The following is a 12290-nucleotide window of genomic DNA, read 5'->3' as shown; positions in this document are numbered from 1 at the left end:
TGAGCGGGGATGGGGCAGGATCGGAGCGCCGATAATCGAGGCGACGCGGTGTCGCGTCGTGCGTACGACGAAGGGGACGGCTGCCGGGATGGGCACTCAGCAGGAGAAGGACGAGCTGTACGCGCTGGACATCAGCGGCGTGGAGTGGCACGGCGCGCCCGGGACCAGCCCCGAGGAGGAGCGCGTGGAGATCGCGTACCTGCCGGACGGGGCGGTGGCGATGCGGTCGTCGCTGGACCCGGAGACGGTGCTGCGGTACACGGAGGCGGAGTGGACGGCGTTCGTGCTGGGCGCGAAGGACGGCGAGTTCGACCTGAGGTGAGGGAGGGGGCCCCGGGCGGGCCCCTCCCCCTGCCCTCTCAATGAGCCTCGGTGAAGAGGCGGGACGCCTTGAGGTCGGTGGAGCGGTAACTGTCCTTGCCCTGCTCGACGATGCGGGCGACGGAGTCGAGGCGGGCCCGCATGTCCTCGGCCCGCTTCTTGTACTTGCGCTGCAGGATCTCGTACTCGCGGTACGCCTCGCCGTCCCAGGTGCCGGTGACGATGCGGAGAGCGGTGTCCATCTCCTCGAGGTCCTGGACGATGTTGCGCGAGACGGCGCGGATGCGGTTGGCGATCTCCTGGACGCTGCCGTAGCGGACGACGGTGTTCTGGTCGATGCCGGACATGGGGGCTCCCGGGGTTCTAGAGGCCGTTGAGGGCGGAGTTGCCTGCGCTGGGGCCGGCGATTCGGGCGGACGCGAAGGCGCGGCGGACGTCGTCGTCGTTGGCGTTGCTGAGGTTCTTCGTCTCGCCGACGGCGTGGAGCAGGACCCCGAGGAGGCGGCGGATGGTGTCGTGGTCGTCGTTCAGCCGCGACTGCGCCTGCTTGAAGCCGATGGCCCCGACACCGGTCCAGCCCGCGCTGCAGGTCTCGAGGATGTCGGCGAGCTCGCGGGCCTGACGGCTGACGGCGGTGCCGGTCTCCATGATCTTGTTCTTGGCCTGGACGACGGGATCGTCGGCGAGCCCGAAGCCGGCGGCGGGGGTGGTCATGGGCGCTCCTTGGGGTGGCGGTGTCGCAGGAAGAGGAGGAGGACGAGCAGGCCGCCGGCGGTGGCGACGGCGGTGAGGGCCGCGGTCCGGAGGGGGAAGCGGTCGGGGGGCTGTTCGGCGAGGGGCTTGGCGGGGGCCGCTGTCGCCGGTGCCGGCGGGGTGCTCGCGCGGGCGTCGAGCAGGGGGTGCAGGTCGGGGTCCCCCGGGTCCCCCTTGCCCTCCAGGAGGACCTGGGCGGGGCGGACGGAGCCGTACCCGATGAACCTGCTGGGCACAGGCCCGACGTGCCCGGCCGTCTGCAGCATGACGCGCAGCACTTGGTTGCCGGTCCACTCCGGGTGCGCGGACCAGATGAGCGCGGCGGAGGCGGAGGCGATGGCGGTGGCGTGGCTCGTCCCGTCGAAGGCGCAGTACTCGGCCTTGTCCGCGGTGCAGCGGCCGGGCATGTCGACGCCGGGCGCGGCGAGCGCGAGGTGGTCCCCGTGGTTCGAGAACCCCGCCCGCGTCCCGTCCCGCCCGAGCGCGCCGACGGCGACGACGCCGGGGATCGCGGCGGGGTACTGCGGGACCCCGCTCCCGTCGTTACCGGCACCGGCGAAGACGATCGCGCCTTTGCGGAGGGCGTAGTCGACGGCGGCTTGCCATGCGGGGCGGTCGGTGGGGCGGGCGGTGCCGGCCATGGAGATGTTGATGACCTTTGCGCCGTTGTCGACGGCGTAGCGAATGCCTTCCGCCGCAGGCCTCGCGATGCCGAAGTTGTGCTTGTCCCCGACCCGGATGGGGAGGATCCTCGCTCCTGGTGCGATGCCGGTGACACCACGTTCATCGACTCTGCCCGCGATGGCCAGGGCCATGTTTGTGCCGTGACGCTCTGTGTCGTCGCCATCCGTACGCCCTCGGCCCCGCCCCTCGTAGAAGTCGTGCCCCGGAAGTACCTTGCCGCGCAGCTCGGACACGGTTGAGTCGACGCCGGTGTCGACAACCGCGACGGTGATGCCGTCCCCTGTAGCGACTCTCCACACCTGTGCCGACTGCATGGCGTCGAGGTACCACTGCTGCGTGCGCATCTCGTCGGCCCGCAACGGGGGAGCTGCCGCAAGCACCAACGCAGCGATCAGGAAGGCGATCCATCGGCGAGTCACGGGGACTCTTAATCGATGACGGGCGGCACGACTTTCCGCTGGCCTTGCGTCCACGTCTCCTCGTCCTCCGTCAGATAGGCCGGGCGCCCGGCAGATGTACGTCGCTCCGCGACGCTGGACAAGGGGGCGATCGGGGGCACGAAGCCCGGACTGCCGGGGCTATGTGCCGATCGCAACTGGCTGGTTTGGCCGCCGTCCGGCAGATTCGGCAGTCGGCGACCGGCACCTGAACTCGGGAAGTTCGACGGTGCACTCGGTAGAGGGGCCGGCCCCTCTACGCCGATGACAGTGCCTATGGGCCTCCACGGCCCTCCAGGAGATGGGGCGACGGCTCGAGGGGATGAACTCGTACCGACCGCAACTCCTCTGGTCGCGGGGCGCGCAGCGCCATGCGGGTCACTGGGGCCGAGCGCCGCAGGCATGGGCCCCACCCAGTGGGATTCGCTGGGAGCCTGCCCTGCAGCGCCAATCGGCGGCGCAGCGGACTCCCAAGGTGCAGCCGCCCCTGCGGAGGCGGAGTTGAGCCTCGTCTGTCCCGCGGACGTGTACGGCTCGTTTACATGTCCCACAGGTGCCCAGGGCGCGGACCTTGTCGGGGACAATTCATCCCTGGGCGACAGCCCCGTCGATGTCGTCGACGGCGTCGCAGACCCGCTCACAGCACCATCACTCGAAGTGGTGAACGGTCGCTCCATCTCATCGACGCCGGTGTTGGCAATCGGGCGGAACCGTGGTTCCTTCGCTGCGTCCAAGTGCTCCTTCGCCACCCGGTAGTACGACGACAGGCGTTCCATCTGGCGGATGGCTTCCTGGAGTTTGGGGCCCGTCTCCGACGCGACTCTCGCCGCTTCCTGGGCCGGGTCTGCGTGGCAGTGGCCTGTGGGCTTGGGGAGGGCTGATTGGGCCTCCCGTAGGGCCTGGCCGGCTCGGGTCAGTTCGGTGGCGGCCGTCTGGGTGTAGTCGCCCAGGAGGAGGGTCTGGGTGACCAGGTCCGCGCCCCAGGTGCGGAACGCGTCGCCCGCCGCGCCGTCCCACGACACGCGGGCGATGGCGTGGCGGAGGTCCCTCGCCAGTTCCGCCAGCTTCGGCGCCGCCTTCGACAGCGCCTCGCCCGTCGTCGAGAGTTCACCCGGACGGGCGAAGGCGATCATCGCGTGCAGCGCGTCCAGCGACGCTCCGTCGAATTCCTCGCGCATCGCCCGGCTACCTGAAGCCACCCGTCGCGACCGTGTCCGTGCCTCTCGCCGGCACCGGCGGGGCTCCCTCCGCGTACTGTTCCCGCGCCCGCCGCTGGAGTTCGGCGAAGCGGCGCTTCAGGTCGTCGTCGACCTCCGCATAGCCCCGGTCCGCGATCTGGATCGCGATGCCCATCGACTCGATCGTGTCGCCGAACGTGCGGGACAGGGCCTCCATCCGCGCCCGCACCTTCGCGTACGAGCCGTGCAGTTCCGTCGCCGCCGCGAAGCCCCGGCCGTACGCGTCCCCCGCCACACGGCTGTCCGCCACGCGGTCCGGGTTCGCCGGCGAGCGGTCCAGTTCGCTGAGCAGCTGTTCGATGCGCGTCCGGAAGCCCTGCAGGGTCACCGCGCCGACCTGTAATTCGTTCACCACAGCGGTCACCGTAGCCAGGTCAGGCGGCCCTTCGTCGCCGCCTGCCGTCCGCCAGCACCTTGCACACCGACGCCACCAGGGCCACCAGCAGCCCGCCACCCGCCACCGCGTACGTGGCCAGGCGCAGCTCGCGGGACCGGCGTTCCTCGCCCGCGCCCAGCGGGGCCGGGTCCGCCAGCGGGCGCGCCTCGTCGGGGCCCCGCTCGGCGCCCCGCAGCGCGCGCACCGGGTCCACCACGCCCCAGCCCAGCGCGTCGTCCCGGCCCGTGCCCTCCCGTGTCGCCGTCTCCTGAATGCGGGCGACGACCTGCGACGCCTTCCACTGCGGGTACTTGGCGCGCAGCAGCGCCGCCACCCCGGCCACGTACGGCGCCGAGAAGCTCGTGCCGCTGTCCACGCACTGGCCGCCGCCCGGCACCGTCGAGACGATGTCGATGCCCGGCGCCGCGACCCCGACGAAGCCGCCCGCCTGCGAGAACGCGGCACGCTCGTCGTTGCGGTCCGACGCCGCCACCGCGAGCACGCCCGGGAACGCCGCCGGGTACGTGTTCCTGGCCCGGCCGTCCTTGCCGTCGTTGCCCGCCGACGCGACCACGACGACGTCCGCCGCCACCGCGCGCGCCACCGCCCGCCCCAGCGGGGAGTCCGCGGTCAGCGGGCGGGACGTGTCCTGCGAGATGTTGACGACGTCCGCGCCCTGCGCGATCGCGTGGTCGATCGCCTCCGCCATCGCGTCGGCCGCGCCGCTGCTGCGGCCGTCCGTCTGCCGGACGGGGATGATCGTCGCCTCCGGCGCCAGGCCCACGAAGCCCGTGCCCGCGTACGGGCGCGCCGCGATGATGCCGGCCACCTTGGTGCCGTGGCCCGCCTCGTCGACCGTGCCGTCCGTCGTGCCCACCAGGTCCTTGCCCGCGGACGCGTCCACCGCCAGGCGCAGTTGGGGGTTCACGTCGTCCACGCCGGTGTCGACGACCGCGATCCGCACCCCTTTGCCCTTCGTGTCCTGCCACAGCTCGTCCAGCAGGACGCGCTGGAGGGGCCACGGGGTGCCTTCCGTCAGCCGGCCGGGGAATCTGCACGTGCCGTTGCCGGTCGGGTCGGTCGTCACCGGTGCCGATGTCGTTGTCGGTGCCGGTACCAGTCCCACGATCAGCGCTGCCGCCAGCGCCCCCACCGCCCTCGTCACGAGCCCTGCTCGCGTCGTGCCGCGTCCGTGTCCAGGCGCGGGCCCTGCGACAGGAAGTCCGACCAGGCCGGCGGGACGCGGACCGGGGTCACCTCCTCGTAGCCCAGCCGGATCTGCTCGTTCCTCCGTACCGCGTACCGCAGTCCCGTGTCCGTCACCAGGAAGAGGGAACCGCCCGAGTCCGCCAGCACGCCGGTGCCCGGGGTCACGTACGTCGCCGGGCCCGCCGGGGAGATCTCGGCCGGGTAGTCCGGGCCCGCCCACACCGACAGCGTCTTCCCGCCGCGCAGGACGCTGCACACCGTGTCGCGCGCGCCTTCGCCGTCCACGGCGTTGACCTGCCGGACCCGGCTCGTCGGCCAGCGCAGCTCCGCGCCGAACGCCGTGGGGTCGGCCGGGAAGTCCGCGACGCCGGCCTCCGTCGGGCGGCCGTCCATGTCGAGGGGCTGGGCCTGCGGGGAGTTGATGAGCAGCCACGCCGTGAAGTCGCTGACCGGCCGGACCCTGCCGGGCAGCACGACGTACTGCTGCGGGCCCGCGCCGGTGCCGGAGCGCAGCACCATGCCGACGCGGTCCTCCGTCGGGCTCAGTCCGCCGCCGACGCCCGCGGGCGCACCGATCCGGCCGGGCAGTTCGGGGAAGTCGACGGGGCTGCCGGTGCGCAGGGTGGCCAGCCAGTCGTCCGTCACGGGCTGGGGCTCCCGGTTGACGCCCACCAGGACGGTGGCGAGAGGGTCGGCCCCACCAGCGGCGCCACCATCGGCGTCACCCGGGGCGCCGCGTACGAGGTACTTCGTTCCGGTGTCGTCGACCAGGTAACGCAGCGCGCCCTTCTGGCCCTTGACGTACAGCACCTCGCCCGGCGCGAGTCTGCGGTCCTTCCCCTCGGTGCGGGCGAAGTCGCGTTCCGCGAGGACGAACGCGGCCTTCTGGACGGTGCCCCGCGCGCCCCCGCCGCCGGGCTGGGCGCACACCGCCCAGCGCTTCGCGCGGCCCGCCTCGTCCGGGGTGGGCAGCCGGTCGGGGGCGTACGGGATGCCGAGGATCGGACCGCGGGGCGGGCGGCCCGCGTCGAGGACCTCGTCGTCGACGTGGACGACGTCGTAGGCGCGCGGGTCGAGCAGCAGCCGGGCCGAGGCGAGGTTGAGGACGGGGTGGAGGAGGGTGCGGCGGTTCGCGCCGCGGCCGGTCGTCAGGACGACGTACCGGGTCGTGGACTGCTTGCCGACGACCACCTTGGTGCCCGGAGTGTCCCAGCCCTTGGGGGCCTTGGGCGCGAGCATGCCCCACGCACCGAAGCCGGCGAGCAGCAGCGCGGCCGTGACGAGGCCCGGGACCACCGCGCGCAGCGGGGCGGGCGCGCCCTCGTCCGTACCGGCGGGGGAAGGGCGGAGGAATGCCGCCAGGGTGCGCTTCTTCGCAAAGGTGTACGCGCTGAGCTCGTCCCGCCGTGCCGCCATGGGTCCCCGTTCCCCGTCTCCGCCGCGTTCTCGCCGCCGCTGCGCCGCGTCCCCCTCGGCGTCGTCTCCCGCAGGTCCGTGCCGCGCCCGCCGACGGTGCCGGGCCCCTACTATGCCCTCCGACCGGCGCACCGCGCGGGGCGGGTACGGTGACCGGGCCGTCAAGGGCCCTGGCGGGCCTGGGTGATCGGGACGAAATCGGGGGATTCGGCATGGCTTTCGCGACACGGGCGCGGCCGGGCGCAACTGCGCCACGGACCGGCCCGGACACCGTGCCGCCGGTCCGGCCGGACGCCCCGCCGACCTCCCCGCGCGGCGTCGTCCCGAGTCCTGCCCGGCGACCCGGGCGGCCCGGCTCGTTCCGATTGCAACAGCTCGTCCTCGTCGAACTCGCCGCCGCCGTACTGCTGGTGGCCTGGACCGTCGGACCGCTGCTGCTCGTGCCCGCGGGCGTCGTCGCGGGGATGCTCGTCGTCCTCGCCGTGGCCCGTCGGCGGCAGCGCGCGCTGCCGGAGTGGCTGGCGACGGTCCTCGCGTTCCGGGCCCGGACCCGGCGGGCGGCGACGGCCGCCGTGCCGGCGGGGACGGACCCGGGGCTCGTCCCGGTCGTGGAACTCGAACCGGCGCTGCGCACGTACTCCTTCGGCGAGGCGGCCGGCGACTCCGCGCGCGAGCGGCGGCCGGTCGGGCTGATCGGCGACGGGACGTTCCTGACCGCCGTGGTCCGCGTGGAGGCGGACGACACCGCCCTGCGGCGGGAGCGGGCCGTCCGGCCCCTGCCCGTCGGCCTGGTGCAGGAGGCCCTGGACGCCGACGGGATCCGGCTGGAGTCGGCGCAGATCGTGCAGCACACGCAGCCCGCGCCCCTCGGCGACGAGAGCTCCGGCGGCTCCTTGGCCGCGCGCAACTACGCGCCCCTGCAGGCGCTCACGGGCGCTCCGTCCCTCCGCGTCACCTGGATCGCGCTCAAGCTCGACCCGGAGCTCTGCCCCGAGGCCGTCGCGGCGCGCGGCGGCGGACTGCCCGGGGCGCAGCGCTGCGTCGTGCGGGCCGCGGACCGGCTGGAGAGCCGCCTCGCCGGGGCGGGGTTCCGCGCCACGGTGCTCACCGAGCGGGAGCTGACGGCGGCGCTCGCGACGTCGGCCGGCGCGGACGCGCGGGCTCTGGCGGAGCCGGTACGGGGACGGGCGCGGGCCCCGCGGACCCGGGAGACCACGCGGACCTGGCACTGCGACGACAGCCGGCACACCACGTACTGGGTGGGCCGCTGGCCGCAGTTGGACGGGACGGCGACGCCGCGGCTCGCGGCCCTGCTGGCCTCGGCGCCCGCCGCCGCGACGACGTTCAGTCTCACGCTGAGCGGCGGCGACGACCGGCGGGAGGTCACCGTGGCCGGGCATGTGCGGGTCACAGGGCGCGGGGAGGCGCAGTTGCTCGCGGCGCGGCACGAACTGGAGCGGGCGGCGCGCGGGATGCGCGTCGGGCTCGTACGCCTCGACCGCGAGCAGGCGCCGGGTGTGCTGGCGACGCTGCCGCTGGGCGGTGCGCGATGAGGTGGCCGGCCGGCGGGGGGCGCGGGCTCGTCGGACCGCGGCGCGGGCGGCACGCCGTACCCGTGGACCGGCTGGACGTGCTGACGCTGCCGCTGGGCGACGACGGCGTGGTGATCGGGGTGGACCCGGACGGCGGGCCCGCGGTACTGGGCCTCAACCGGCCGTCCCCGTACGACATCACGCTCGTCGGCGGTCTGTGGACGGCGCAGGTGCTGGCGCTGCGGGCGGTCGGCGCGGGGACGCGGGTCGTCGTGGAGACGGGCCGTACGGCGGCCTGGGAGACGCTGGCGCGGGCGGGCGGCGGCGAACCGTGGGTGACGGTGCACGAGGTGGGGCGGGTGCCGCCGTCGGGCGCGTCGGCGGGGCGTCCCGTGGTCGTGGTGCGGGACTGCGGCACGCGGCCGCCGCGCGGGCGGATCGCGGCCGCGCCCTGGCAGGCGGTGCTGACGCTGCTGCCGTATGTGAGTCCCGTCGCACCGGCGTTGATGCGGAAGTCCGCACTCGTCGGGGTGCAACGGGTCGCTCCGGGCGAAGCGGAACAGATCGGTCGGATCATGGGTGTTCCGGGCGTCGAGGCCGAGGCGCTGTCGACGCTGGCCGACGGCGTGACCCTGTGGTGCACGCCGCGCGACCGGCAGCTGGTGATGACGCGGCCGACGGACGCGGAGTCCGGACTCCTGGGCGTCGCACGCCGGATGGACTGATCCCGACCGATCCCCACCGGTCCCGACCGGTCCCCTTGGCCGTCGCGGACCACGCCGAGGTCACCCGGGAGCGACGGTGTGGTCACGGTCATGTCCGGGACAGAACCCGGCGGACCGGCTGCCCTGCCGCACTGACACCCTTGACGTTTAGGGTGGAGGGGTGCGGGAGCCGGGCGGATCCGGACCGGACCGGAACATGGAACGGTCGCCCCGCTCAAGAAGCACAACGGTGCTCGACCACACCAGGAGGCAAAGTGAACGGCGATCGCGACGAGATCCGGGCGGGCTGGAACCCACCGCCCGACGGTCAGTCCGACGCGGAGCCCGGCGAGGTGTCGGGTGAGTTCACCATCGACTACACCCCGCCGGCCTGGTACACGCAGAACGCGTCGGGGGACGCCGGGGCAGCGGGCGCGGGGGCCGCTGCCGCGGCCGGTGGCGTGAACCCGCCGCCTCCGCCGCACTCGGGCGCGCCGGTGGGCGTGCCCGGTCTGCCGGCCGGCGGCGGCTTCGAGCCCAACTGGGCTCCCCCGGCGCCGCCCGCGCCGGAGGCGTCCGCCGCGCCCGTGCCCGGCGGTGAGCCGCCGCAGCCGGTGGCGCCGGAGATGCCGTCGGTGCCGGTGCTCTCGGACCCGTTCGGCTCGGGCGACGTGGAGAGCAACGCGACCATGCGTTTCTCCCCGGGCGCGCTGAAGAAGGAGATGGCCGAGCTCGAGGCCCGCGAGGCGGCCAAGGCCGCTGCCGCCGCTGAGGCCGACACCGCGGACGAGGCGGGCGACGCGCTCGTGAGGAACGACGACGACGCGTCGGCCGCGCACGAGGGCTCCGCCATAGACAACGACCGGGACGAGGACGGGTCCGGCGACACGGACGCGTCGGCCGCTGCCGACGCGGACGCCGACGCCGTGTCCGGCGAACCGGCCGACGCCCCGGTGAACGACGCGGTGCCCGCCGACGCGGAGCCGCAGGACGCCGTGCCGAACGACGCGATCCCGGCCGACGCCGTGCCCGGCGACGCCGTACCGGCCGATGCCGTACCGAACGACGCGCTGCCCGCGCTGCCGCCCGCCGGCCCGATGCCGGCCGGCGACGGAGCGCCGGGCGTGGTCGTGCCGCCGGCTCCGCCGCAGGGCGGACTGCCCGCGCTGCCGGGCGGTTTCGCGCCCGCCCCGGGGGGCGGCGGCCTGCCGCCGCTGCCGCCGGCCTTCCAGAACGCGACCCCGTCGAGCGCGCCGCAGTGGCCCGCGTCCGCCCCGAGCAGCGACCAGTCGGCGCTGCCCGTACCGGCGCAGAACCCCGCGCCGCAGGGCGGCGGTTACGGCTTCCCGCAGCCCGGGCAGCCCTCCGCCGAGGTGCCGCCGCAGGCCCCCGCGCCCGTACCGGCGTGGCCGGCGCAGCAGCCGGGCGGGGCGCCCGCTCCCGTACCTCCGCAGGGCGGCTACGGCTTCCCGCAGCCGAACGAGCCGGTGCAGCCCGGTCAGCCCGTGCCTCCCGGTCAGCCCGTGCCGCCGGTTCCGCCGCAGGGGCTGGGCGGCGCCACGCCGCTGCCGGCCCCGGCGCAGAACCCCGCGCTTCCTCCGGCCCCGGACGCCAACGCGCCCGCACCGCAGGGCGGTTACGGCTTCCCGCAGCCGCACCAGCCGGGTCAGCCCGGCCAGCCGCTGCCCCCGCAGGCCGGTCAGGTCCCGCAGCCGCCGCAGGGTCCCGAGGGCAACGCCCCGGCCCCCCAGCCCGGTTACGGCTTCCCGCAGCCCGGCGTGCCCGGTCAGCCGCAGGACCCGAACGCCCCCGCCCAGCCGATCGACCCGCGCACCGGGGCGGCCTGGCCGCAGCCGGTCACGCACGACCAGCGCGAGCGTTCCGTGCCGGGCGCGCCGCTCGGCTACACGGCCGCCGTCGAGCTGTCCTCCGACCGGCTGCTGCGCAACGCCAAGCAGAAGCCCAAGTCGAGCCGGATCCCCGGCGCGGCCGCGCGCTTCAAGCTGGGCGGCAAGAAGGAGGAGGCGGAGCGGCAGCGCAAGCTGGACCTGATCCGCACGCCGGTGCTCTCCTGCTACCGGATCGCGGTCATCTCGCTGAAGGGCGGCGTCGGCAAGACCACGACGACGACCGCGCTCGGCGCGACGCTGGCCACCGAGCGGCAGGACAAGATCCTGGCGATCGACGCCAACCCGGACGCGGGCACGCTCGGCCGCCGGGTGCGCCGCGAGACCGGCGCGACCATCCGTGACCTGGTGCAGGCGATCCCGTACCTCAACTCGTACATGGACATCCGCCGGTTCACCTCGCAGGCGCCGTCCGGTCTGGAGATCCTCGCCAACGACGTGGACCCGGCCGTCTCGACGACGTTCAACGACGAGGACTACCGGCGGGCGATCGACGTCCTGGGCAAGCAGTACCCGATCATCCTGACCGACTCCGGCACGGGTCTGCTGTACAGCGCCATGCGCGGGGTACTGGATCTCGCCGACCAGCTGATCATCATTTCGACGCCCTCGGTCGACGGCGCGTCGAGCGCGTCCACGACGCTGGACTGGCTCTCCGCGCACGGGTACGCGGAGCTGGTGCAGCGCTCGATCACGGTCATCTCCGGGGTCCGCGAGACCGGCAAGATGATCAAGGTCGAGGACATCGTGTCGCACTTCGAGACCCGCTGCCGCGGGGTCGTCGTGGTGCCGTTCGACGAGCACCTGTCGGCCGGCGCCGAGGTCGACCTCGACATGATGCGGCCGAAGACCCGCGAGGCGTACTTCCACCTGTCGGCGATGGTGGCCGAGGACTTCGCGCGGGCCCAGCAGGCGCAGGGCCTGTGGACCGGCGCGCCGCAGGGCCAGATGCCGCCGCACATGGCCCCGCCGATGCCGGGCCAGGCCGTCCCCGGACAGCCGATGCCCGGCCAGCCCGGTCAGCCCGGCCAGCCCATGCCCGGACAGCCTGGCCAGCCCGGACAGCCCGGTCAGCCGCCGATGGGGCAGGGGTACGCGCCGCAGCAGCCGGCGCCGGGTCAGCCGTACGGCGCCCCGCAGCCGCAGCCGTACGGGCAGCAGCCCGGCGTCCCCGGCCAGCCGCCGCAGGCCGCCCCGGGCCAGCCGATGCCCGGCCAGGCGCTCCCCGGCCAGCCGATGCCCGGTCAGCCGGGGCAGCCCGGTCAGCCCCCGCAGGCATGGCAGCAGCCCGCTCCGGGTGCGCAGCCGATGCCGGGTCAGCCGTACCCGGGCCAGCCCGGCCAGCAGCTCCCCGGCCAGCCTCCGGCCGCCCCCTACCAGGGCCAGCCGCCCCTGGGGCAGCCCGGACATCCCGGGCAGGCGCTTCCCGGCCAGCCCGGTCAGCCCGGCGCGCCCGCCGCCCCGCCCGCCCCCGGCGCGCAGCCGGAGTCACAGGGCCCGGTGCCGCCGGCCGGATGGCCGCAGCAGCAGCCTCCGCAGGCGCCGCCAGCCCCTCAGCAGTAGGGCTTCAAGGGTCTGGACCAATGAGGGCCCGCACCGTCTCCACGGTGCGGGCCCTTTTCGTATTACCGCAGACCACAAGGGGTCTGAGTCATCGTTGACGACGCCCGTCGTCGCTGATAGACCTTCGCATCACCGATTGGCGCCCCAAGA

Annotated in this window: 10 protein-coding genes; 4 read left to right on the top strand and 6 right to left on the bottom strand. The window is 74.6% G+C overall.

What is annotated here, in order from left to right:
• Window positions 1–88: 88 nt before the first annotated feature.
• On the top strand, window positions 89–322 hold the full coding sequence (locus ABZO31_RS24750; RefSeq protein ID WP_406863471.1) for a DUF397 domain-containing protein: 234 nt from the start codon (window positions 89–91) through the stop codon (window positions 320–322).
• 37 nt (window positions 323–359) lie between these two features.
• Here ABZO31_RS24750 and ABZO31_RS24745 read toward each other — a convergent pair whose 3' ends face one another.
• The 6 genes from ABZO31_RS24745 to eccB all read right to left on the bottom strand — a co-directional run bounded on the left by ABZO31_RS24745 (window position 360) and on the right by eccB (window position 6434).
• Window positions 360–668 carry a WXG100 family type VII secretion target gene (locus ABZO31_RS24745; protein ID WP_406863470.1) on the bottom strand — a complete coding sequence of 103 codons (309 nt, stop codon included), beginning with the start codon at window positions 666–668 and terminating at the stop codon, window positions 360–362.
• 16 nt (window positions 669–684) lie between these two features.
• Window positions 685–1035: a hypothetical protein gene (locus ABZO31_RS24740; RefSeq protein ID WP_406863469.1), complete on the bottom strand. Its 351-nt coding sequence runs from the start codon at window positions 1033–1035 to the stop codon at window positions 685–687.
• Window positions 1032–2072 (bottom strand): S8 family serine peptidase, encoded by a 1041-nt coding sequence (locus tag ABZO31_RS24735; protein WP_406865462.1) that lies wholly within the window; start codon window positions 2070–2072, stop codon window positions 1032–1034. The genes ABZO31_RS24740 and ABZO31_RS24735 overlap by 4 nt, the downstream gene beginning before the upstream one ends.
• A gap of 1308 nt (window positions 2073–3380) precedes the next feature.
• On the bottom strand, window positions 3381–3788 hold the full coding sequence (locus ABZO31_RS24730) for a hypothetical protein (protein WP_406863468.1): 408 nt from the start codon (window positions 3786–3788) through the stop codon (window positions 3381–3383).
• Between the two features lie 19 nt (window positions 3789–3807).
• Window positions 3808–4974, bottom strand: coding sequence for a type VII secretion-associated serine protease mycosin (mycP, locus tag ABZO31_RS24725; protein WP_406863467.1), 1167 nt, complete (start codon window positions 4972–4974; stop codon window positions 3808–3810).
• Window positions 4971–6434, bottom strand: a complete 1464-nt coding sequence (eccB, locus tag ABZO31_RS24720) for a type VII secretion protein EccB (protein ID WP_406863466.1) — start codon at window positions 6432–6434, stop codon at window positions 4971–4973. Before eccB ends, mycP begins: the two co-directional genes overlap by 4 nt.
• 212 nt (window positions 6435–6646) lie before the next feature.
• On the opposite strand from eccB, the gene eccE reads away from it, so the two are divergent.
• From eccE to ABZO31_RS24705, 3 genes are all read left to right on the top strand, one after another.
• Window positions 6647–7987, top strand: coding sequence for a type VII secretion protein EccE (gene eccE / locus ABZO31_RS24715; protein ID WP_406863465.1), 1341 nt, complete (start codon window positions 6647–6649; stop codon window positions 7985–7987).
• The gene (locus ABZO31_RS24710) at window positions 7984–8691 is read left to right on the top strand and encodes a hypothetical protein (protein WP_406863464.1); all 708 of its coding nucleotides are present in this window, start codon (window positions 7984–7986) and stop codon (window positions 8689–8691) included. The genes eccE and ABZO31_RS24710 overlap by 4 nt, the downstream gene beginning before the upstream one ends.
• 254 nt (window positions 8692–8945) lie before the next feature.
• On the top strand, window positions 8946–12140 hold the full coding sequence (locus ABZO31_RS24705) for an SCO5717 family growth-regulating ATPase (protein WP_406863463.1): 3195 nt from the start codon (window positions 8946–8948) through the stop codon (window positions 12138–12140).
• The last annotated feature ends 150 nt before the right edge of the window (window positions 12141–12290 follow it).

Source organism: Streptomyces solicamelliae (genome assembly GCF_045348655.1).
In the GTDB taxonomy this organism is placed as follows: domain Bacteria; phylum Actinomycetota; class Actinomycetes; order Streptomycetales; family Streptomycetaceae; genus Streptomyces; species Streptomyces solicamelliae.
The sequence above is the reverse complement of the archived record's forward strand: the minus strand, read 5'-3'. Positions and strand labels throughout refer to the sequence as shown.